At 70.2% G+C, this 21,610-nt stretch carries 18 protein-coding genes; 11 read left to right on the top strand and 7 right to left on the bottom strand.

Annotated features, from left to right (window positions below; translation table 11 throughout):
- Positions 1 to 367 precede the first annotated feature (367 nt).
- Genes OG589_RS10720 through OG589_RS10695 form a run of 6 tightly spaced genes read left to right on the top strand, consistent with a single transcriptional unit; the run spans position 368 to position 7,054 of the window.
- Positions 368 to 1,570, top strand: a complete 1,203-nt coding sequence (locus tag OG589_RS10720; RefSeq protein WP_405148328.1) for an ROK family transcriptional regulator — start codon at positions 368 to 370, stop codon at positions 1,568 to 1,570.
- Positions 1,571 to 1,614: 44 nt separating this feature from the next.
- Entirely contained in the window at positions 1,615 to 2,946 is a 1,332-nt protein-coding gene (locus tag OG589_RS10715) for an ABC transporter substrate-binding protein (RefSeq protein ID WP_405148327.1), read from the top strand.
- Between the two features lie 4 nt (positions 2,947 to 2,950).
- Positions 2,951 to 3,916: a carbohydrate ABC transporter permease gene (locus OG589_RS10710; RefSeq protein ID WP_405148326.1), complete on the top strand. Its 966-nt coding sequence runs from the start codon at positions 2,951 to 2,953 to the stop codon at positions 3,914 to 3,916.
- Complete coding sequence (locus OG589_RS10705; RefSeq protein WP_405148324.1) at positions 3,913 to 4,800, top strand: carbohydrate ABC transporter permease; 888 nt, start codon at positions 3,913 to 3,915, stop codon at positions 4,798 to 4,800. The genes OG589_RS10710 and OG589_RS10705 overlap by 4 nt, the downstream gene beginning before the upstream one ends.
- A complete protein-coding gene (locus OG589_RS10700; RefSeq protein WP_405148323.1) occupies positions 4,800 to 6,074 on the top strand; it encodes a 6-phospho-beta-glucosidase in 1,275 nt (424 codons plus the stop codon). Before OG589_RS10705 ends, OG589_RS10700 begins: the two co-directional genes overlap by 1 nt.
- Positions 6,071 to 7,054 carry an N-acetylglucosamine kinase gene (locus tag OG589_RS10695; protein ID WP_405148321.1) on the top strand — a complete coding sequence of 328 codons (984 nt, stop codon included), beginning with the start codon at positions 6,071 to 6,073 and terminating at the stop codon, positions 7,052 to 7,054. Before OG589_RS10700 ends, OG589_RS10695 begins: the two co-directional genes overlap by 4 nt.
- Positions 7,055 to 7,105: 51 nt before the next feature.
- Here the strand turns inward: OG589_RS10695 and OG589_RS10690 are convergent, their stop codons facing one another.
- The 5 genes from OG589_RS10690 to OG589_RS10670 all read right to left on the bottom strand — a co-directional run bounded on the left by OG589_RS10690 (position 7,106) and on the right by OG589_RS10670 (position 14,707).
- On the bottom strand, positions 7,106 to 7,561 hold the full coding sequence (locus OG589_RS10690) for an Lrp/AsnC family transcriptional regulator (RefSeq protein WP_363921502.1): 456 nt from the start codon (positions 7,559 to 7,561) through the stop codon (positions 7,106 to 7,108).
- A 120-nt stretch (positions 7,562 to 7,681) separates the two neighbouring features.
- Entirely contained in the window at positions 7,682 to 8,941 is a 1,260-nt protein-coding gene (locus tag OG589_RS10685; RefSeq protein ID WP_405148319.1) for an MFS transporter, read from the bottom strand.
- Between the two features lie 125 nt (positions 8,942 to 9,066).
- Positions 9,067 to 9,495 carry a DUF3592 domain-containing protein gene (locus OG589_RS10680; protein ID WP_405148317.1) on the bottom strand — a complete coding sequence of 143 codons (429 nt, stop codon included), beginning with the start codon at positions 9,493 to 9,495 and terminating at the stop codon, positions 9,067 to 9,069.
- Between the two features lie 135 nt (positions 9,496 to 9,630).
- Positions 9,631 to 11,418, bottom strand: a complete 1,788-nt coding sequence (locus OG589_RS10675; RefSeq protein ID WP_405148315.1) for a hypothetical protein — start codon at positions 11,416 to 11,418, stop codon at positions 9,631 to 9,633.
- A 109-nt stretch (positions 11,419 to 11,527) separates the two neighbouring features.
- A complete protein-coding gene (locus tag OG589_RS10670) occupies positions 11,528 to 14,707 on the bottom strand; it encodes a hypothetical protein (RefSeq protein ID WP_405148313.1) in 3,180 nt (1,059 codons plus the stop codon).
- Between the two features lie 409 nt (positions 14,708 to 15,116).
- On the opposite strand from OG589_RS10670, the gene OG589_RS10665 reads away from it, so the two are divergent.
- Positions 15,117 to 16,643, top strand: coding sequence for an ATP-binding protein (locus OG589_RS10665; RefSeq protein ID WP_405148311.1), 1,527 nt, complete (start codon positions 15,117 to 15,119; stop codon positions 16,641 to 16,643).
- Between the two features lie 10 nt (positions 16,644 to 16,653).
- On the opposite strand, the gene OG589_RS10660 is transcribed toward OG589_RS10665, so the two are convergent.
- Positions 16,654 to 18,513 carry a CheR family methyltransferase gene (locus tag OG589_RS10660; protein ID WP_405148310.1) on the bottom strand — a complete coding sequence of 620 codons (1,860 nt, stop codon included), beginning with the start codon at positions 18,511 to 18,513 and terminating at the stop codon, positions 16,654 to 16,656.
- Between the two features lie 229 nt (positions 18,514 to 18,742).
- On the opposite strand from OG589_RS10660, the gene OG589_RS10655 reads away from it, so the two are divergent.
- Positions 18,743 to 19,528 (top strand): STAS domain-containing protein, encoded by a 786-nt coding sequence (locus OG589_RS10655; protein WP_405148309.1) that lies wholly within the window; start codon positions 18,743 to 18,745, stop codon positions 19,526 to 19,528.
- Positions 19,529 to 19,559: 31 nt separating this feature from the next.
- Here OG589_RS10655 and OG589_RS10650 read toward each other — a convergent pair whose 3' ends face one another.
- Entirely contained in the window at positions 19,560 to 19,874 is a 315-nt protein-coding gene (locus OG589_RS10650) for a hypothetical protein (RefSeq protein ID WP_405148307.1), read from the bottom strand.
- A 404-nt stretch (positions 19,875 to 20,278) separates the two neighbouring features.
- Between OG589_RS10650 and OG589_RS10645 the strand changes: the two genes are divergently transcribed.
- From OG589_RS10645 to OG589_RS10635, 3 genes are all read left to right on the top strand, one after another.
- Entirely contained in the window at positions 20,279 to 20,662 is a 384-nt protein-coding gene (locus OG589_RS10645) for a hypothetical protein (protein WP_405148306.1), read from the top strand.
- Positions 20,663 to 20,985: 323 nt separating this feature from the next.
- Positions 20,986 to 21,357: a hypothetical protein gene (locus OG589_RS10640; protein WP_405148305.1), complete on the top strand. Its 372-nt coding sequence runs from the start codon at positions 20,986 to 20,988 to the stop codon at positions 21,355 to 21,357.
- Positions 21,358 to 21,418: 61 nt separating this feature from the next.
- Positions 21,419 to 21,568: a GPGG-motif small membrane protein gene (locus OG589_RS10635; RefSeq protein WP_358552277.1), complete on the top strand. Its 150-nt coding sequence runs from the start codon at positions 21,419 to 21,421 to the stop codon at positions 21,566 to 21,568.
- Positions 21,569 to 21,610: the final 42 nt, after the last annotated feature.

The raw sequence follows: 21,610 nt of genomic DNA, 5'->3' as shown, positions 1-21,610 counted from the left end.
AGCTCGATTTGACGGGTAGCCCCTGCTTCATTATTATTGGTAGTAATGTGAAACTCCGGGCCTTTTATGCTATTTATGTTTAATGTGACGACAAGGCCTCAGAATAGCAGATCGATCCGAGGACATTCCGTTCACTCCGCCGCCCTCCGAGGCGGCTTTTTCGTTTTCCCCGCCAGGCCCGCCGGCGGGATCACGGCACGTCAGCCCGCCCTCGCCCGCTACCAACCTGGTCACAGGTTGGTAGCGGCTATTGACCCTGCTCGGGGCCGTGCCTGTACGTTCCTTACAAGTTAGGAACCTTTCCTAACTTCTGCCGGAACGGTCCCGTGCATAGGGCGCGCCGGCGGCTGGAACGAGGAGCGGTACGGTGAACACGCAGCCGGGAACGCCGAGTCTGTTGCGGGCGATCAACGATCGCGCCGCCCTCCAGGTTCTGCTCGAACGCGGGCCGCTCACCCGTCCCGAGCTCGGAGCGCTCACGGGCCTTTCCAAGCCCACCGCCTCCCAGCTGCTCTCACGGCTGCAGGACGCCGGCCTGGTCGTGCTGGACGGCATCCGGGAGGGCCTGCCCGGCCGCACGGCGGAGCTGTACCGCATCAACCCCCTGGCCGCGTTCGTGGTCGCGCTCGACGTGACCCCCGCGCGCATCGCGGCCTCGGTCGCCGACATCACCGGCGCCGTGATGGCGGAGTACCGCCTGCCCACCCCCGGCAGGAGCGCCGGCGACGTGGTCGAGAAGGTGCGCAACGCCGTCAACGGGGCCTGCCTCCAGGCGGGGGTCGACCCGGCCGCCCTGCACCGCGTCGTGATCGGCATCCAGGGAGCCGTCAACCCCGCCACGGCCAGGCTGGGCTACGCCGCCCACATCCCCGGCTGGCACATCCCCGACCTCGTGGGCACGCTGCGCGACGGGCTCGGCGTGCCGGTCGACGTGGAGAACGACGTGAACCTCGTCGCCCTGACCGAGCAGGCCCACGGCATCGCGCGCGGCCACGACGACTTCGTGCTGCTGTGGGCCGACGAGGGCATAGGGGCCGCGCTGGTGCTCGGCGGGAGGCTCCACCGGGGGGCCACCGGCGGCGCCGGGGAGGTCGGCTACATGCCCACCGTGGGCGCGCCGACGTCCAGGGAGACCGGCAAGCGCGGCGACCACGGCTTCCAGGCCCTGGCGGGCGGCCCCGCCGTGCTGAAGCTCATGCGCTCCCACGGCCTGCGCGGCCAGGACCCCGCGCACGCCATACGCAACGCCGTACGGGACGCCGCGCTGGGCGGCGTCCGGGGCGAGCGCGCCGGGCGGGCGCTGCGCGAGATCGCGGCGCGCCTGGCCATGGGCCTCGCGCCGATCACCGCGGTGGTCGACCCCGAGCTGGTCGTGCTGACCGGCGGCATGCTGCTCGCCGGTGGGGACGTGCTGTCCGAGCTCGTCGAGCAGGAGCTGCACGCGCTGACCTTCCCGCGCCCGCCCGTGCGGATGTCCACCGTCGAGACCAACCCGGTGCTGACCGGCGCCCTCGGCCTCGCCCTCGCCACGGCCCGTGACGAGATCTTCAGCTCGACCGTCCCCTCCTAGCCCGACCCTCCTGATCATCCACCACCCCATGGGAGGCATCCCCCGTGAAATCACCTCTGCTGCTCGTCGCGGCGGCGGGTCTCGCCGTGCTCGCGCCGGCCGCCTGCACGGCGGGCACCGAGAACGCGCCGAAGCCCCCGGCCGCGGGAAGCACGCCGGACCGGCAGCCCGTCACGATCACCATGTGGCACGGCTTCAGCGCCGACAACGAGCTCAAGGCGTTCGACGACGCCCTGGCCGGGTTCAAGCAGAAGTATCCGTGGATCACGGTCAACACGACCAAGGCGATCCAGGACGACCAGATCATCCAGTCGGCCCGCGGCGGCAACCCGCCGGACGTGGCGCTGTCGTTCACCACCGACAGCGTGGCGACCTTCTGCAAGACCGGGATCTTCCAGGACCTCAAGCCGTACCTGGCCGCGAGCAAGATCGACGAATCGATCTTCCCCAAGGTGATCGCGGAGTACACCCAGTACGAGGGCAAGCGCTGCGTGATGCCCATGCTCGCCGACACCTACGGCCTGTACTACAACAAGAAGCTGATGAAGGGCGCCGAGCCGCCGAAGACGCTCAGCGAGCTGACGGCCCTGGCCAAGAAGCTCACCGTGCGCGACGCGCAGGGGAACATCAAGGTCGCCGGCTTCGTCCCCAGCAGCCAGATGTACGAGAACGCCCCGATCCACACCGGCACGATGGTCGGCGCCAAGTGGACCAACCCCGACGGCACCTCGGCGATCGGCTCCGACCCGGCGTGGAAGCAGCTCATGACCTGGCAGAAGGACCTGGTCGACTGGTTCGGGTACGACAAGCTGGAGAAGTTCCGCAAAAGCCTGGGCGACGAGTGGTCGGCGGACAACCCGTTCAACAAGGGCAAGGTCGCCATGGCGATCGACGGCGAGTGGCGCAACGCCATGATCGCCGCCGACGCCAAGGACCTCGACTACGGCACCGCCCCGCTCCCGGTGGCCGATGACAAGCCCCAGCTTTACGGGGGCGGCTTCATCGCGGGCACGGTCATCGGCATCCCGCGCGGCGCCAAGCACCCCGAGGCGGCCTGGGACCTGGTGAAGTACCTGACCACCGACACCGACGCCGTGGTGAGCCTGTCCAACGCGCTCCGCAACGTGCCGAGCACGCTGCCCGCGCTCCAGTCGCCGAAGCTGGACAAGGACGCCAACTTCCAGACCTTCCTCGACATCTTCGCCAACCCCAACAGCAGCACGCTGCCCGCGCACATCAACTCGGTGTTCAACCAGCAGACCCTGCAGGAGGCGCAGATCAAGTGGGAGTCCGGCCGGGCGCCCGATCTGGGCGCGGTGCTGACCGAGGCGGACAAGAAGATCAACGACAAGCTCAAGCTGACCGCGGGCAACTGATCACATGGCCACGACGACGCTCGGGCGCGGGGGGACCGCGGTGCCGGCCAGGCACAAGGGCCGGTACCGCGGGGGCCTCATGGCGCTGCTCTACCTGTCCCCCTGGCTGGTCGGGTTCACGGTCTTCTTCGCATATCCGCTGATCGCGACCGTCTACTTCTCCTTCCAGCGCTACGACCTGTTCACCCTCGAACCGGTCGGGTTCCTGAACTACAAGTACTTCTGGCAGGACGAGGCGGCCTGGACGTCCATCAGGAACACGCTGTGGCTCGTCGCGGTCATGGTGCCGCTGCGGGTGCTGTTCGGCCTCGGCGTGGCGCAGCTGGTGACCAAGCTGAAGGCGGGCGTCGGGTTCTTCCGGACGATCTTCTACCTTCCCTCGCTGGTGCCGCTGGTCGCCGGGACGCTGGGCTTCGTGTTCCTGCTCAACCCGGGCACGGGGCCGGTGCCGACGATCCTCAACGCGGTCGGCATCCCCTCCCCCGACTGGTTCGGCGACCCCGCGTGGTCCAAGCCGGGGCTGACGCTGCTGGCGCTGTGGTCGGTGGGCGACCTCATGGTCATCTTCCTGGCGGCCCTGCTGGACGTGCCCAAGCAGCTCTACGAGGCCGCGGCCCTGGACGGGGCCGGCGGATGGCGGCAGTTCTTCCACATCACCCTGCCGGTGATCAGGCCGGTGCTGATGTTCGCCACCATCACCGGAGTGATCCAGACGCTTCAGTACTTCACCCAGGCCATGGTGGCCGCCCGGGTGGCGTCGGGGTCCACCGACTCCGCCGGGTCGGTCTTCACCCCCGGCTATCCCGACCAGTCCACCCTGACCTTCCCCGAGTGGCTCTTCCAGGAGGGTTTCCGTGACTTCGCGATGGGTTACGCCTGCGTTCTGGCGCTGATCCTCTTCGCGGTGTCGATGGTGTTCACGATCTTCCTGCTGCGCCAGTTCCGTGGCCTCGCCGAGGAGGAGGCATGACCGTTGCCCTCACGCCGTCTCCGACGGCCCGCGAGACCGGCGCGCGCCGGCCACGCGACCACCGCAGGCGCGCCGCGCTGGGGTGGATCGCCACCCACGCGCTCGCCCTCGCGCTCGCGATCATGTTCCTCGGCCCGCTGGTCTTCATCGGCCTGACCGCCGTCATGACCGACCACCAGGCCCTCACCTCGCAGCTGTGGCCCGCGGACTGGGAGTGGGGCAACTTCGGCGACATCTTCGTGAAGGCGCCCCTGCTCACCTGGATCCTCAACACGCTGATGTACTCGGTGCTCGCCACCGTGTTCATGCTGGTCTCGTCGATCCCGGTGGCGTACGCGCTGGCGCGGTTCCGCTTCCGGGGGCGCAAGCTGGCGTTCCTGCTGGTGATCACCACCATGATGCTGCCGCCGCAGGTCGTGGCCGTGCCGATCTACCTGATCTGGGCGCGGTTCCACCTCACGGGGACGCTGTGGCCGCTGATCATTCCCATGCTGCTCGGCGACGCGTTCTCCATCTTCCTGCTCCGGCAGTTCCTGGTGACGATCCCGAAGGAGTACTCCGACGCCGCGCGCGTGGACGGCTGCGGCGAGTTCCGCACCCTGATACGGGTCATCCTGCCGATGGCGCGGCCCGCGATCGCCGCCGTCGCGCTGTTCCAGTTCTTCTACTGCTGGAACGACTACTACGGGCCCCTGCTGTACGCGGGGACCGACACCTCGCACTGGACGCTGTCGCTCGGCCTCGCATCCTTCAGAGCCGTGCACCGCGTCCAGTGGAACCTGACCATGGCCGCCACCCTGCTCGCCATGGCACCGGTGATCGTCGTTTTCTTCTTCGCCCAGAAGGCATTCATCGAAGGCGTAAAGCTGACGGGAGTCAAGTGATGAAACTGGCCGTTGTCGGGGGCGGCTCCACCTACACGCCGGAGCTGATCGACGGGTTCGCCCGCCTGCGCGACGAGCTGCCGCTGTCGGAGATCGTGCTCATCGATCCCGACGAGCGGCGCCTGTCCCTGGTGTCGGCGATGGCGTCGCGGATGCTGCTGCGGGCCGGTCATCCGGCCACGGTGAGCACGGCCACCACCGTCGAGGACGGGGTCGCGGGAGCGCAGGCCGTACTGCTCCAGCTGCGGGTCGGCGGACAGGCGGCGCGCGACGTCGACGAGACGCTGCCCCTCGCGTGCGGCTGCGTCGGGCAGGAGACCACGGGGGCGGGGGGCCTGGCGAAGGCGCTGCGCACCGTGCCGATCGTGCTCGACATCGCCGAACGGGTGGCCAAGGCCGCCCCGGACGCGTGGATCGTGGACTTCACCAACCCGGTGGGCATCGTCACGCGGGCGCTGCTGCGGGCGGGGCACCGGGCCATCGGCCTGTGCAACGTGGCGATCGGCTTCCAGCGGCGCTTCGCCGCCGGCCTCGGGGTCACGCCGGACCGCATCTCGCTGGGCCACGTCGGGCTCAACCACCTGACCTGGGAGCGGGCCGTCTACCTGGACGGAAAGGACGTGCTCCCCCAGCTGCTCGCCGAGCACGGCGAGGAGATCGCCGCCGACGTCGGCCTGCCCGCGCCGCTCATCCGCAGGCTCGGCGTCGTGCCGTCGTACTACCTGCGCTACTTCTACGAGCACGACGCCGTGGTGGCCGAGCAGAGGTCCAAGCCCTCGCGGGCGGCCGAGGTCGCGGCCATGGAGGAGTCGCTGCTCGCGATGTACGCCGACCCGGCCGTGGACACCAAGCCCGAGCTGCTGGAGAAGCGGGGCGGCGCCTTCTACTCGGAGTCGGCGGTCGCGCTGATCGCCTCACTGGTCAACGACCGGGGGGACACCCAGGTCGTCAACCTGCGCAACGACGGCACGCTGCCGTTCCTCCCCGACGACGCGGTGATCGAGGTGCCGGCGCGCGTCGGGGCCTCCGGAGCCGTGGCACTGCCCGTCGACCCGGTCGAGCCGCTGTACGCGGGGCTCATCGCCCACGTCACCGCCTACGAGGCGCTCGCCCTCGAAGCGGCGCTGCACGGCGGCGTGGACCGCGTCACCGACGCCCTGCTCGCCAACCCGCTGATCGGGCAGGCGTCCCTGTCGGCGGACCTGGCCGAGCGGCTGGTCGCGGCCAACCGCTCGTTCCTTCCCTGGGCCGGCGACGGGGCGGTGCGGGCGTGAGGACCGTGCTCGCCGTCGACGGCGGGAACAGCAAGACCGACGTGGCCCTGGTCGGCGAGGACGGCACCGTCCTCGCCCGGGGCCGGGGCGCGGGGTTCGTCCCGCAGAGCGCGGGAGTGCCCGCCGCGATCGACGTGATCGGGGAGGCCGTGCGGCTCGCGCTCGGCGCGGGCACCCCGCCCCCGTACGCCGACCACGTCGCCGCCTACGTGGCCGGGGCGGACCTTCCGATCGAGGAGGACCTGCTCCGGGAGGAGATCCTCAGCCGGGGGTACGGCCGCGAGGTCGTCGTCGGCAACGACACGTTCGCGCTGCTGCGCGCGGGGGCGTCGGAGCCGTGGGGCGTGGCGGTGGTCTGCGGCGCCGGTATCAACGCGGTCGGGGTCTCCCCCACCGGCGAGGTGGCCAGGTACCCGGCTCTCGGCAAGATCAGCGGGGACTGGGGCGGCGGCCTCGGGCTGGGCGAGGAGGTGCTCTGGCACGCCGTGCGCGCCGAGGACGGCCGGGGCCCGGCGACCCTCCTGCTGGACGCGGTCCGCCTGTTCTTCGGCGCACGGCGGGCCGAGGATGTGGTCCTCGGGCTGCACTTCGGCGACCTGTCCTCGGAGCGGCTCCACGGCCTTGTGCCCGACCTGTTCGCGGCGGCGGCCGAGGGGGACGCCGTCGCGAGGGCGCTGGTGGAACGCCAGGCCGACGAGGTGGCCGTCATGGGGGTGGTGGCGCTGCGCCGCCTCGGCCTGCTCGCCGAGCCCTGCGAGGTCGTGCTCGGCGGCGGCGTGCTGACCGCCCGCGACCCGTTGCTGATGGAGCTGGTCGGGGCCAGGTACGCCGCGCAGGCCCCCCGGGCCACGCTGGTGGTCGCCGACGTGCCGCCCATCGTCGGCGCCGCGCTGCTCGGCCTGGACCGGCTCGGCGCCGGGCGGGCCGCGGCGGAGCGCCTGAGGGCGGCCTTCACCGGGGCCGTGTCCACGCCGGTCTGAACCCGTTCCGGGGAGTGAGCGGCGGCGGGGACCCCCGCCGCCGCGCGACCGCTAGGAGGTGCCGGCCGTGAGGTCGGGCGTGCGGTGCTCGTACGGGGTGCTCAGCACGATGGTGGTGCGGGTGGAGACGTTGGCCGAGGCCCTGATCTGCTGGAGCAGGTGCTCCAGCGCGATCGGGGACCTCACCCGCACCTTGAGGATGTAGCTCTCGTCGCCCGCGACACTGTGACAGGCCTCGATGGCGGTCAGGTGCTCCAGCTTCTCGGGGGCGTCGTCGGGGGCGGAGGGGTCGATGGGCTTGATCGACACGAACGCGGTGAGCGGCAGGCCGATCGCGTCGTGGTCGACCAGGGCGGCGTAGCTCCTGATGACGCCGCGCTTCTCCAGCCTGCGCACCCGCTGGTGCACGGCCGACACCGACAGGCCGGTCTCCTTGGCGAGGTCGGTGAAGCTCATGCGCCCGTCCGCGGCCAGCAGCGTCACGATTTGGCGATCGATCTCCTCCACTCCGTAAACGGTAGTCCCCCCTGAGCCCGTTTCGCCGTCCAAGTGGTCACGGCATGGTCCCAACCGGAGCCACCGGCCACGGGCGCCTGGACAAGCTGCTGTAGAACCCCGGCCGGGGCGTCATGCCGAGGGAGGCGCCGGCTGGAGCAGGCGGCCGGTGCTCTCCAGCCTGGCGAGGCCGGCCGCGCCGCACAGGCCGACCACGGCCATGGCGATCCAGGGCAGCCGGTGGACCCCGTGCCCGCCCGCGAAGTCCCACATCGCCCCCGTCGCGAGGCCGCCGAGCGTGATGCAGACGCCGGACACGGTGGCGTACAGGCCGTAGTGGGTGGCCACCAGCCGGCCCCGGGCCAGGACGACGATCACGTCCATCTCGAACGGGCAGATCAGCATCGTGCCGAGCGCGAGCAGCACCGCGGTGAGCAGGATCGGCGTGATCCCGACCAGCTCCCCCAGCTCCTCGGGGCCGGTGCGGAGGGCGGCGGGCGAGCCGACGACCACCAGCGGGACGAACGCGGCCCCGGTCACCGCGAGGCCGCGCACCAGGCTCTGGGTGGAGGACCAGCGCCGGCGCGCCCAGGCGGTGACCCTCGGCTGGCCGACGATGACGACGAGGGCGGACAGCGCGAACATCTGGCCCATGCCGATGTCCTGCTCCTCACCGAGCGCGTCCCCCATCACCAGCGGCAGCGCCAGGTAGACCTGGAAGGACAGCACGTACGACGTGGTCATGGCGAGGGAGAACGCCAGGAACAGGCGGTTGGTGAGCACCGTCCGCCAGGCCTGTCCCTGAGCGGGCGCGCCGCCCGCCCGCGCGGGAAGCGCCCGCGCCTGGAGCACGGTGAGCACCGCGAACAGCGCCGCCGCCACGACCGAGACGGCGCGGAAGTCCAGGCCCGCGAGGGCGAGCCCGGCCAGCGGGCCGAGCAGCAGGCCGGCCTGCCCGGCGATGTTGAACAGCCCGAACGCCTCCACCCTGCGGTCGCCCGCCTCCTGCGCCAGGTACGCCCGCACGCCGGGGTCGAACAGCGCCCCGGCGAACCCGGTCAGCGCGGAGGCGGCAAGCAGGGTCGGAATGGTGCAGGCCACCCCGAGCAGCGCGAAGCCCGCCGTGCGCAGCGCGCAGCCGGCCACGATGGCCCGCTTGCAGCCGAGCCGGTCGGCGAGGTGCCCTCCGGCCAGGCACATCCCCCGCTGGCTGATGTTGCGCACGCTGAGCACCAGGCCCACCACCCACGCCGCGTACCCGAGCCCCTGGGTGAGGTGGCTCGCCAGGTACGGCATCAGCAGGTTGAAGCCGAGCTTGACGGTGAACTGGTTGAGCAGAAGCAGCCGGACCCGCCCGTTGAAGCCGGCCAGCCGTCGCCAGGCAGTGGCCAACGGACGTCCCTCCTATCACTCTGAGTAGTCACGAAACTACAGAGAGATAGGTGAACGGCCGCGCAGCCGGCGGTTAGCGCCGCGCTCACCTCCGGATCAAGCCCGCCCACCACCCCCTGACGCGTCTAGAGGAAGGCGACGCCCGCACGCACCCCGAGCACGAGGAGCAGCAGGCCGAAGCCGGCGAGGAGCGCTCCGAGCAGGGCCCCGCCGCCGAGCACGCTGTCGATGCGCACCTGCGTGGGGTCGGCCGGGTCGTAGATGATCGGAACCCGGTCGCCGGGCCTGGCGGGCGGCGGGTTGCTGCCCACAGGGGACTCGGCCTCGATCTGCTCGCCATCCTCGGTCGTGAACCGCAGAACCGGGTGGTAGACCGAATTGAGCCGCCTCTCCCTCCGGGTGCCGCCGGCCCGGACCGCGTGCAGCCGCACCACCTGGGCGCGCCCGCGCCGCCCCCGCCTGCGGAAGTCGCGCGCGTTCAAGATGACCGCGCCTCCGAGAACGGCCATGATCGCGCCGATGGTCCCCACGATGAACGCCGCGTTGTCCGACACCCCGCGACCGTAGCGCCCGGCGCTTGATCACCGCTTGCACCGGGCCGCCGGGCCCGGACGGCGGCCGTGAGGGGCGGGCGCCGGTGATGGCACCCGCCCGTCACGGCCATGTCCCCCGGCTGTCCCCGGGCGGCGTCAGCCGCGCCTGGTCGAGCCGTTCAGCACGATGTCGTCGACGGCGATGGCGCCGCCCTTGTTCAGCCCCCAGATCAGGTAGTAGTCGGCGAAGTTCTTGGTCGTGAACGTCACCGAAGCCGTCTTCACGTCACCGTCAGAGGTCTCGTCCCACTTGGTGAACCCGGCGTCCTGCGCGATCCCGCCGCTCGCGGTGCGCGCGAGGACGTACGGGTGGGCCGGGGATCCGTCCGGCCCGAGCAGCCGGTACTTGAAGGTCACCGTGTAGGAGGTCAGCGGCGCGAGCTTCAGCTTGGCCGGGTCCGACCACAGGAACTCCTGCCACTCCTGCGTCGCCGGGGCCTCGCCGTACGAGGAGTACTTGCCCGACACCAGCCTGGCCGGGTCCGCCGTGAGCTGCCCCTGCGCCCGGAAGTACAGCGACTTGCCCAGCGAGCCCGACTCGAAGTTCTCCCTGAGGCAGCGGCACGGCCCCGACGAGCCGTCGTAGAGTTTGCTCCACGTCACGTCGGCGCCCATGGCGATGTTCTTCGCCGTGACGCTGATCTCCTGCTCGTCCAGGGCGGCGGGAACGGTGGCCTCGAAGCCGTGGAGCGCTCCGTACTGCGGGAAGGCGGCGCCGATGTCCGGACGGGAGACGTTCGCGGGGACGGTCTTGACCATCCTGCCGCCCGCGCTGATCGACACCCAGAGGGAGTCGGTGGTGTCGAGGTCGAGCGTCCAGCCCCTGACCAGCACGTTCTCGCCCTGCCAGGTCACCTCGTCCAGGGCTCCCTGGACGCCGTGGTCCTCGTCATGGTCCCTGCAGCCCAGGGAGGTCTTCACGCCCCCCGCGGAGCCGTCGAGGCAGATCGTGTGCTTCCCGTTCGGCAGATCGTGCCTCACCCACACCTCGAAGCCGTGGCTCGGCCCGTAGGCCGGGTAGGCCTGAGCCGCACCCTGGTGCGTGAGCTGAGCGGGCACCGTGAGCACCTGCGTCCCGTCCCTGATGACGCCGACCTGCGCCGGGCCGTAGGTGTAGGGGTCGATCAGCCACCCGCGCAGGACGGAGAACCGCCCGCTGGAGACCGGCACCGTGTCCTGCCGCTCGATCATGCCGAACGGGCGCGTGTCGTAACCGATGCAGCCCAGGTTCGTGTACGTGTAGCTCACGTACGCCTGCACGCAGATCGTGTGCGCTCCCCTGGCCGCCGGGAGGGGGACGGTGAAGTCGAAGCCGTGGTAGTCGCCGTTCCCGACGTCGGGCCTGTAGGCGTTGGCCACACCCCAGTTCTGCTCCCCCGTCTCCTTTCTCGCGACGACCTGGACGGCGTTGGCGGGAGCCGGCTGGTTGAGCGCCCACCCCCTGAGCCGGGCCAGTCCGGGCTCGAACCTGATCTCGTCGAAGTACCCGGCGACGGTGGCGGCCAGGGAGCTCTGCCCGGGAGCCGCGGATTTCGGCGGCTCGGCCGAGGGGAAGCCGGCCGGGGGCTTGTCCAGCCTGGTCGTCGCCGGGCCGGCGGCCTTCTTCCCGGCGAGCGCCGGGAGCGCCCTGCGGTCGGCCTCGGTGGGCGTGTACGGCTTGGTCTTTCCCGGCCCCTTGGACTTTCCTGATCCCTTGGTCTCGCCGGTTCCCCCGGGCTTGCCGCCCGGGTCCTTCCCGGCGGCCCGGACGACGTCGACGGGAGCGGTCGCGGACGGTGCCGCGTTACGGGCGGACGTGCCGGCCTGGGCCGGGAGGACCGCCATGGCCAGCAGGAGCGGGGCCAGCAGGCCCGTGGCGAGGCCTGCCGCGGTTCTTCTTCGCATAGGTCTTCCTCTGGTTGCCCTTCGCGGGCGGTGGGTTGTGCGAGCGGTTCGCCGGTGACGAGGCGCGCGGGCCGTACGGCCGGCCCGCGCGCCTCGCGGATGCCGGTTCCTACGCCGCCGGGGCGCGCAGGACGGCGTCGAAGCTCTCCACCACCGCGATCATGTTCTTGACCTCGGGGACGCCCTCGGCGTAGACGCCGGAGGCGAGTTCCTTGGAGTGCTTCTCGTACCGTGAGAGCAGGACGTCCGCGGCGTGCCGCGAGAAGCCGAGGACGGTGTTGGCGAGCGGGTCGCCCGTCCACAGCTCCGCTGGCAGCGGGCTCCTGTCGTACCAGCTCAGGCAGTCGCGCAGCCATTCGTGCGACTGCCCCACGAACGGGTCGAACGAGACGGGGCTCGCGCAGGCCGAGCCGGCCCCGCCCACGGGGTCGCACCCCGCGTAGCTCTGCTGCGCCCTGCGGAACACGTCGGTGATCAGCGGGTCGCCGCCGAGGTCCGAAGGCAGCCGCTCGGTCCCGCCCAGCATCAGCTGCATGATCTCGTCCTGGCGGAGCGCGGTCGCCCAGCCGGACTCGGTGTAGGCCTGGAGCAGTCGCATGCTCTTGGTCACCTGGGCGTTGGCGTCGGACAGGGGCCGGCCGGGGGCGGTCAGCTCGGCGACCACCCTGTCGTAGTAGGCCTTCTGGCGCCCGGTGAGGAACCTGGCCACCTTGTCCCGCGCGGCGGCGAGCACCGCGTCGTCACTGGTGAACGTCGACTCGGCGTCGAAAACCTGCCGGTAGCCGCCGGTCACCCACGTGTCGAGGTAGTACGCGAGATCGTGGCAGAAGTAGACGGTGGGGTCACCGGGGAGCGGCACCCCGAGGCGGGTGCGGCAGATCACGCCGAGAGGCTGGGTCTGCGTCCAGGTGCGGAACGTCTCCACCTTGCCGTCGGGCCAGGTGAGCCGCATCTTCACGGTGACCGCGAGATCGGCCCACTGCTCCAGGATCTGACCCTCCCCGTGCGCGCCCTTGTTCGTCAGCAACGCCTGGTAGCACAGCGACAGCGCGGGACGGTCGGCCTCGGGCAGGGCGTAGTTCGCCATGAGCACCGCGTTCGGCATCTGGGCCAGGGAGACGACGCCCGGGGTGCGGATGTCCTTGGTCACGGTGGTCCCCGGGCACGTCGAGAGGTTCTCGGGAGTAGCGGGCGACGTGCCGGCCGGCGGTGCCTGGTCGGGCGTGCCGAAGAGCTTGTAGCCCTTCGCGTCGGTGTACTCCTTTTGGAGCGGGACGAGCTTCGCCGACAGCCCGGCGACCGCGTCCTTGTAGTCCCTGGTGAGCCCCTTGAACAGCGGGTTGGTGTACGTACCATCGGCCGCGGGCGGGTTGAGGGGCTCGCTCAGCTTCTGGGCCGCCTTGTCGATGTCCAGGCCCGCGGCGACGATGTCCGCGGTGCGCTGGGCGTTGATGCGCTTCGCGTAGCCGGGGTTCTCCGAGGCCAGCCGCGTGAAGCCGTTGGCCATGGTGAGCCAGGCGGCCAGGTTGGGAGAGCCGGACGCCTGCTGGGGCCAGGCGTAGTTCTGCCTCCCGTACCAGCTCAGGAAGCCGTTGGCCCCGCCGGAGCTGCCGTAGGTGTCGATCACAGCGACGGGACTGCCGGCATGCTGCTGGTAGGAGGTGGGGCTGGGGACGAACGGCTCCTCGCGCGCCTGCGTGACGGCCGCGAAGTGCAGGTCGTTCACCACGTGGGCGTACTCCTCGAACGTCGGGATCGGCTGCGAGTGCGTCGCCTCGTAGCCGATGTACTCGTTCATCCCGGCGCGGGCGTCCTTGAGCTCGCCGTTCTGGAGCGACTTGATGATCTCGGCCGCCCAGACGTCCACGCTCTGCTGGATGCCCTGCAACTGCCCCTGGATCGCCGTCAGCTGGGCTGCCGACGCCTGCTGGAGCTTTAGCACCTCGTCGAACCTGCCCATCAGGCCGTCGTAGATGACGTTCAGGTTCTGGTTCACGCGGGCGAACTGCTCGTCCATGGCCTTGTGCAGGTCGGCGACCTCCTGGCGGAGCTTGCCGAGCTGTTCGAGCATCATCTGCTCGGGGCTCGGCTGACCGGCCTTGAACAGGGGCAGCAGGCCGCTGATCGCGGTGATGATGTTCCCGGTGAAGGCCGCGGTCCCCGCCGAGAAGATCGCCTCGACGGCGCCCATGGCCGCGATCTTGGGAAGGTACTCGTTGATCGCCGAGGCGATCTTCACGGCCGCCTTTCCGACGATCTCGATCCGCTTGGCCATGGGTGGATCGGCCAGGCCCACCAGCTTGGCGAGGATGGTCACGCCCACGTCGACACCGCTGATCACCTTCTGGCGCGCCTGCGACTCCTTGAGGATGCGCTCCTTCTCGGCGTCGGGGGCGCTCGGCGCGGTGCTCGACCACTTGTAGGCGCCTTCGTACTTGAGCTGCAGGTCGTCTATCGACAGGACCGCGTTCTTCACCTCCCAGTTGGCCTTGTCGACCAGGCGATGGAACTGCTTGAGGATCTCCTCCTTGTACCGGGGGTCGTCCTTGCCGTAGACCCAGATCGCGTCGAAGTTCACCACGTCCTTCAACGGCGACCCGGCGAGCAGCTCGTCGGTCGTGGCGCCGGCGCTGACGCCGGAGGGATCCCCGACGCGCGCGTCCCAGATCTTGACGTAGGCGTTGTCGTCGCCGAGTGCGGCGCCCATGCCCCGCACCGCCTTGGCCGAGGCCTGGTTCAGCACTGAAAGGGCGACGCCGGCCGAGTCCCCGAGGGACTGGTTCGCGGCCACGGCGTTCTGCCAGCTGTCGTACTCGTGGCCGGGTGTCGCGCCGAACCCGGCGAACGCCTCCTTGAGCGCCGCCGCTGCGGGCGCGAGCCGGGCATCCCCGGAGACCGCGCGGTTGATCGTCGTCAGGATGGCGACCTTGTTCTCCCACGGGGACTTCCCGACGTCCTTGAGCCGCGCGTCGAGGTAGTCCGACAGGCTCTGGAACTCGGCGGCGACCTCGGCCTCCGGCCTGCCCGGCGCCGCCTGCGCCCGGGCCGGGAGCACCAGGCCGAGGATGACGTCCCTGTAGTAGTGCGGGTCGTTCAGGCTGAGGCTGATGGCGTGCAACTGCTGGTTGATCGCGTCGGGGTCCTGGGCCTCCGGCTCGCTGTAGGCAGAGGCGGGGACCCCGTGGAGCAGGGTCGCGGTCACCACGAGCGTCAGCATCGCCGCGAGCGCCCGGGACAGCCGGGCCGCTCTCCTGCGGCGGCGGCCTTCACCTCTTCGACTTGGTCTCATCGATCATCTCTCTCGGCGGGAAGCCCGCGTATCGGGGCTTGGCGACCGGGTGCCGCACCGGGCTGCCGGGGAGTTCCGGGCAGCGGAAAGCCCGGCCGTGTCCCCACGGCATGACAGGAGAGCGGCACCGGAACGCCGTGGCCCGGCGAGCGGGTGGATTCGGACACGTGTGAAAGCGGTTCCAGATAACCGTCACACCAGATGGATCATTTGCAGGGTAATCCCAACCGGTTCCGGCGCTATCCACCTCGGGGCTGATCTGCGATCACCCCACAGGTTGACGATCCTCCGGCCCGATGGGCGTCCGGGCGTCGCCACCGCCGAGGTCGAGTGGGCCGCCGGCTCCCTGTGTCGCTACGATTCCGGGCATGTTCCCCACCGTTGAGATCGCGCCGGGCACGGTGTGAGCGTGCGCTGGAGCGCTCAGGCCTGGTTCAACCTGGTGCTCGTCGTGATGGTCATCGTGCTGGGCGTGTCCACGGTGGCGGGTTCGGCGGTCCTCCGGCACACCACGCAGGTCTCCAACCGGCTGACCGATGTCATCTCCCCCGCCAGGCTCCAGGCCGAGCGCATCCAGACGGCCCTGCTCGACCAGGAGACCGGCCTGCGCGGCTTCCTCCTGTCGGGCAAGGAGGAGTTCCTCGATCCGTACCGGCGCGGGCAGGTGACCGAGAAGCAGGCCGCCACGGCCATCCGCGACCTGGCGCCCGGCGCGCCGATGCTGCGTGACCTCGACCAGATCGAGCGGCTGAGCGCCGACTGGCGCACGCGGCACGCCGAGCCGATGATCGAACGCGTCCGCCGCCAGGGCGCCGAGAGCGTGCCCGCCGGCCAGACCGAGGCCGGCAGGCACGCCTTCGACGCGCTGCGGGCCGCGCTGACCGCACAGGAGTCGGCGTGGGGGCGGGCCCGCGAGGACGCCCGCGCCGACCTGGCCTCGGCGAGAACCTCCAGGGATCTCAGCTTCGTCACCATCGTGGTGGCCTTCCTGCTGACCATCCTCGCGCTCGCCGTGCTGCTGCGGCTGGTGGTGTTCCGGCCGCTGACCCGGCTGAGCGTCGCCTCGCGCAGGGTCACTGCGGGCGACTTCGGCCACCACGTGGACACCGGCGGTCCCGCCGACGTCGCGGCGCTGGCCCGCGACATGGAGGCGATGCGGCGGCGGATCGTCACCGAGCTGGAGGAGACCCGCCAGTCGCGCGAGCTGCTCGCCCAGCAGGCCGAGGAGCTCAGGCGATCCAACAGCGAGCTGGAGCAGTTCGCCTACGTGGCGAGCCACGACCTGCAGGAGCCGCTTCGCAAGGTCGCGAGCTTCACCCAGATGCTGGAGCAGCGTTACGGCGAGAGCCTCGACGAGCGGGCCAAGCAGTACATCCACTTCGCCGTCGACGGCGCCAAGCGGATGCAGGTGCTCATCAACGACCTGCTCAACTTCTCGCGCATCGGCAGGCTCAACGCCGAGTCGGTGCGGCTGGACCTCAACGGCGCCGTGGACCTGGCTCTGCGCAATCTCGGCGCCCGGCTGGAGGACTCCGGCGGCAGGGTCGACGTGGGCGACCTGCCGGTGATCAGCGGCGACCCCACCCAGTGGGTGATGCTGTGGCAGAACCTCATCGGCAACGCGCTGAAGTTCCGCCACCCCGACCGCGAGCCCGTGGTCGTCATCGAGGCCGAGCGCGCCGAGGAGGTGTGGCGCATCACCGTGACGGACAACGGCATCGGCATCGAGCCGCGCTTCGCCGAGAAGATCTTCCTCATCTTCCAGCGGCTGCACAACCGCGACCAGTACGGGGGCACGGGCATCGGGCTCGCGCTGTGCCGCAAGATCATGGCCTATCACGGCGGCCAGATCGAGCTGGACACCGGCTACACGGGCGGCACCCGCTTCGTCCTCACCCTGCCCGCCGAGGAGGAGCCGCCGGAGAAGCCGGAGTGAACGACGCGGCTCACTCGCCGGGGAGAAGGTTCATCACGAGGATGACCCCCCTCGGCGAGGCGTCCTCGGCGTACAGCCACGAGAGCTCGACCTTGATGCGGGCGGGCCGCCCGCGCCGGTTGACGGCGTCCACGACGATCTCGGTGGTGCGCCGGCTCGCGGGGGGCGGGGCGCCCGGGGGCCGGCGCAGCTGGGGCAGGAACGTCGCGACCGGCAGGCCGATGTCCAGCTCGGTCAGCTGACGGCCGACCGCCTCGTCGTGCCGCAGGCCCCAGAGGTCCTCGGCGCCCGAGCTCCAGACCAGCACCCGCAGGTCGGCGTCCACCACCGTGACCGCGTCGCCGAGGCTGCGCACGACGGAGGAGACGAAGTCCTTGGCCTGGTCGAGCTGCTCGCTGCGGGAGTTCAGCGCGTCGTTGATCTGCTGGAGCTCGTCGTTGGTCGACTGGAGCTCCTCGTTTATGGTCTCCAGCTCCTCGTTCGTGGACTGGAGCTCCTCGTTGGTGGTCTCCAGCTCCTCGTTGGTCGACTGGAGCTCCTCGTTGGTGGTCTCCAGCTCCTCGTTCAGCGACTGCAGCTCCGCGTAGGCGTGCTCCAGCTCCCTGTTCGCCTGCTGAAGCTCGTCGCGGAGCCTGCGGTAGTGCGTCACGTCGTGGAAGTTGATGCCGACGCCCGCCAGCTCTCCGCCCGGCCGGTCGAGGAGGGGGACGACGGAGATGTCGAAGACCCTCGCCTCCTTGTCGCTCGGGCGGTACCAGGTGATGTCCTGGAGGTCGGCGGGCCGCATCTCCAGCCGCACCTGCTCGATCACCGAACGCAGCTCGGCGGGCCGGTAGGAGACCTCCAGGTCCTGGAACGGCTTCCCGATGTCACGCGGGTTCAGGGTGAACAACATCTCGGCGAGGGAGTTCACCATCGCGACGTTCCCCGAGCGGTCGATGACGATCTGGGCGACCGGGCCGGAGGCGAGCGCCACCGCCTGGAGCGCCAAGTCGTGTGGTTGCCGATGCGGCGACATCGTGCCGCCTCCCCATGGTGCCCGCGCACCGATCGGTGACGCTCCGACCTTCTTGAACACCCGCATGCGCAGCTCCACGGGCGCGAACTTGTCGCCGTGGTTCAGCAGCATCTCGGCCTTGCCGAGGAACAGGTAGCCGGGATCGGACAGCGCGAAGTGGAACCGCCGGACGATGCCGCGCTGCGTCTCGGAGTTGAAGTACATCAGGGTGTTGCGGGCCAGCAGCAGGTCGACCCGGGAGATCGGCGCGTCCCGCGTCAGGTCGTTGCGCCCGAAGATCAGCTGGCGCCGCAGGTCACGCCGGAAGGCGAAGCCCTCCTCCACCGGTTCGAAGTAGGCGGCGCGCAGCTCGGAGGGGACCTCGTCCAGGCTGCGCTCGCTGTACAGGGCGGAGCGGGCGACCTGCAGGGCCTTCTCGTCCAGGTCGGTGGCATAGATCTTGACCCGCCGGCGGAACTGCTCCATGCCGAGCTCCTCGGCCAGTAACATCGCCAGGCTGTAGGCCTCCTCGCCGGTGGCGCACCCGGCGCTCCAGACACGGATCGCCGAGCTCTCTCCCTTGCCGGCCAGCAGGGACGGGACCACGACCTCGCGCAGGGTCTGCCAGGCGGTGGGATCGCGGAAGAAGCCGGTGACGTTGATCAGCAGGCTGTCGAACAGCCTGTTGTACTCATCGGGCTCAAGCTCCAGATAGTCGCGGTACTCCCCGTAGTCGCGGAGGTTGAGCGCCTCGAGCCGCCGGCCGACGCGGCGCATGAGAGTGGTGCGCTTATATCCCGAGAAATCAAATCCCCGAGTCTCCCTCAGCATGAAAAGGAGATCGTGGAACTCGCGGTCCTGGCCCGGCGTCACGGTGCTCTAGCCTAGGCCCGCCGGCGACCGTACCGAGGGGACTGCGCCGCTCCCCGCCCCTCCGATACGCGATTGACGCCTCCGCATGGCGCGGCGCCTCCCTGGCCTGCTCGGCCTCCTCGGCCATGCCGTCGGTCGCGTCGGCCACATCAGGCCGATATCCGGTCGTCGTGCGCCTAACATTGAATCGCGGGACCGAGCAAGCGTCTTTTAGATGATTTGAGGCTCAATGGAGATGTCCGTTCATCTTGTTCACCGTCATGCGGACACGGCTGTGGTGACGCTGACGGGTGAGGTGGACGCCGCCAACTGCGACCGCCTGGACTCCGCGCTGCGGCGCCTGGTGGCCGGCGGGGTCCTTCACATCCTGGTCAACGCCGGCGAGCTGCGGTTCTGCGACATCGCAGGAGCCAGGGCGCTGGCCCGCACCCATTCCGACCTCCTCGCGGCCGGGGGCAAGCTGGTGATCGCCGCCTCCCCGAAAGTCGCCAGGCTGCTCGGCATGCTCTGGCCGCCGGACGACCCCGGCTTCCCCCAGGTCATCGCCCGCGAGCAGACCGGGATGGACGCGGGCGGGCCCGTGGCGCCGAGCCGGCACGTCGGGGTCTTCCGCCGCCTCGGGCCCGAGCGCGCCACCCGGGCCCGCACCGGCGCCCCGGCCCGTACGGACGCGGTGCCCACGCCCGCGGGCACGACGTGGCCGGAGGCCGCCGGACAGGGCGGCCCGGTCGCAAGGGATGCCATGCGACCGGTGCTCGAAAGGTCCGAGCGGCTGCGCAAGGAGGCCGGGCAGCGGCTGGAGACGCTGCATGCGCGCATCCAGGTCACCTTGGCGACGCTCGCCGAGGTCCACGAGCGACTGGCCGTCTCCCACGCCGCCCTGGAGGCGGGAGCGGTCCCGCGCACCGGAGCCCCCGCCCGTGAAGACGACCATTCCCATCACGCCAGGGCCGAGCAGATCCGCCGGCGCGCCGCGGTGTTCGCGGGGGAACGGCCGGGAGCGCCCGGCACCTGAGGGCGGGCCACCCCCGGATGCCCTCAGGCGGTCAGCGCGCCGCTCCGGCCCCCTGCGCTCGCCGGTCGGCCTGCCCCTCGGAGCCTTCCGCCCTGCCGTCGCCGTTCCGCGGCGGCTCGGCCGTGCGGGAGGCGCTCGCGTACGGCCTCGCCCTGATGTGCCGCACGGCGGCGGGAGCCTCCGCGGGAGCGCCTGCCTGAGCAGTCGTGAAGTCGGCCCGCTCACCGGCGCACTGGCAGTAGCCGTGGGTGAGGATGAGCCGCGCCCGGACCAGGGTGTAGCGGCCGGGATCGATAGCGGTGAGAACTCCGCGACATCTGCCGCACTGGCCGCCCTTAACTGCCATTGCCGTCCCTCGCGTTCGATTCGTCGTCCGTGCGGACGATGGCGACCCGGCTGCACACCCCTTCAGAGCCCGGGCCGGGTCATCGCCGGGCAGTGATCACCGGTCACGCCGAGAGGGGGCATCCCCGATAGGCCACAGCATAAGGTGACGACGCGAATACGTCTGGTTGATGCCTGTTTTGTTCTTACACCCCCGGCCGCCGCCGGGATCTGATCGCCCCTCGCGGCCTCGCGGGCCCTCGTCCGAGGCTGACGAGTTCCGGCGTTTTATGACAAAGCCCAGGTAATCATCGTCGCCGTGGATCACTCGGCCTGCGGGCGCGGGTATGGAGTTGACATCGCCCAAATGCCGACCAATCCAAGTACCCGCCGCCATAAGACCTGAAGGGGCAGGTGCCCAGCGAGATGACTCGTCACCGCGCGGAGAGCCCGCTTACCGATGTGCCCGTCCACGTACGGCGGCTGGCGCTGACCGCGCTGGTGATCGCCGCGGCGGCGGCCGTCGCGTCACCGTCACAGGCGAGCGCGGGGACGGGGGCGGCTCCCCGGCGCTCCCTGGCGGCCCTCGTGACCGACGACCACGGCCCCATCCACATGCGCAACGGAAACGGCCGGGGCAACAAGAGCTATTCGGAGATCCTCAGCCCCACGGTCATCACCGGCCTGCAGAACGTGTCGAACACCACCCTGGGCGGAAACAGCCACACCGAGTCGGCCATCTGCAAGAAGAAGGTGCGTATCTGCAAGATCGTCCAGAAGGCCCGATTGAACCTCCGGAAGCATCGGTAGTGCGTCGCCCGGAAGGTCCATTCCGGCACGTGGTCTATTTCGTTATTCATCAGGTTTGCAGATAGCTTGTCGGATTTAACCATTACCCAGGGCAATGATGCGGTAATAATCTGGGGGTGAATCACCGGGAACGCGACCTACGCCCCGATAGCCGGTATGTTGGCGATCGGGTCTGGATCGAGGGAACTCCCTGCCTGGACTCAGTCCGATCCAGCAGGGGGCGACAAACAATGATTTGTCAGCATTACCGGATTAGTCTCGCCCGGAGAACCGTCGCTGTGTGCTTTCTTGCGGGTGTAGCCGCTCTGACGACGCTCATCGGGGTGATCACGCCGTCCCCGGCGAGCGCACGCGCGGAACGCCCCTCCACGCAGCACACCGCGAGAGACGGCGGCGGCGACGATGACGACCGCGGCGGGGTGCGCAGCCACGACGGGAACGGCACCCGCAACCGCAACATCTTCTCCGTCAATAGCCCCTCGAGCAACCGCGGCTTCCAGCACACCTCGGCCAGCACCGCGGGCGGGGCGACCACCGTCCAGAACGCGCTGTGCAAGCACGCCAAGATCTGCAACATCACCCTCAAGGTCATCGTCATCGTCCCGAAGAAGCACAGGAAGCCGAGCTCCAAGAAGGAGAAGGCGGAGGAGGACGCGCCGGGGCAGGACGACGACGAGGAATGCGACGACGACTGACGTGACCGCTTAGGCGGGCCGGTCCCGTTTACCGGTCCGGCGCCCGGGCAGCGGCCTGGTCATGGCTACCTTGTTGTGGATCCTCGCAGTCGTCCTCGTCATCTCTGGCATCTACGTCCTGCTGGCCCGCCGTGACATCCTGTGGGGCGTGGTACTCATCGTGGTCGGCCTGCTGGTCGGGCCCGGAGGAGTGAGCATCTTCAATGTCTAGGCACGGGAGACCGTGCCCAGCGGATCATCCAGGAATCGCCGG

The sequence above is a fragment of the Sphaerisporangium sp. NBC_01403 genome, from assembly GCF_045040145.1.
Taxonomy (GTDB): domain Bacteria; phylum Actinomycetota; class Actinomycetes; order Streptosporangiales; family Streptosporangiaceae; genus Sphaerisporangium; species Sphaerisporangium viridialbum.
The sequence above is the reverse complement of the archived record's forward strand: the minus strand, read 5'-3'. Positions and strand labels throughout refer to the sequence as shown.

Bases quoted from the DNA above. Each gene is read 5' to 3' on its own strand.
- OG589_RS10675 (WP_405148315.1), bottom strand. From the start codon at position 11,418: ATGCGAAGAAGAACCGCGGCAGGCCTCGCCACGGGCCTGCTGGCCCCG.
- OG589_RS10700 (WP_405148323.1), top strand. From the start codon at position 4,800: ATGAAACTGGCCGTTGTCGGGGGCGGCTCCACCTACACGCCGGAGCTG.
- OG589_RS10710 (WP_405148326.1), top strand. From the start codon at position 2,951: ATGGCCACGACGACGCTCGGGCGCGGGGGGACCGCGGTGCCGGCCAGG.
- OG589_RS10670 (WP_405148313.1), bottom strand. From the start codon at position 14,707: ATGAGACCAAGTCGAAGAGGTGAAGGCCGCCGCCGCAGGAGAGCGGCC.
- OG589_RS10655 (WP_405148309.1), top strand. From the start codon at position 18,743: ATGGAGATGTCCGTTCATCTTGTTCACCGTCATGCGGACACGGCTGTG.
- OG589_RS10635 (WP_358552277.1), top strand. From the start codon at position 21,419: ATGGCTACCTTGTTGTGGATCCTCGCAGTCGTCCTCGTCATCTCTGGC.
- OG589_RS10645 (WP_405148306.1), top strand. From the start codon at position 20,279: ATGACTCGTCACCGCGCGGAGAGCCCGCTTACCGATGTGCCCGTCCAC.
- OG589_RS10650 (WP_405148307.1), bottom strand. From the start codon at position 19,874: ATGGCAGTTAAGGGCGGCCAGTGCGGCAGATGTCGCGGAGTTCTCACC.
- OG589_RS10705 (WP_405148324.1), top strand. From the start codon at position 3,913: ATGACCGTTGCCCTCACGCCGTCTCCGACGGCCCGCGAGACCGGCGCG.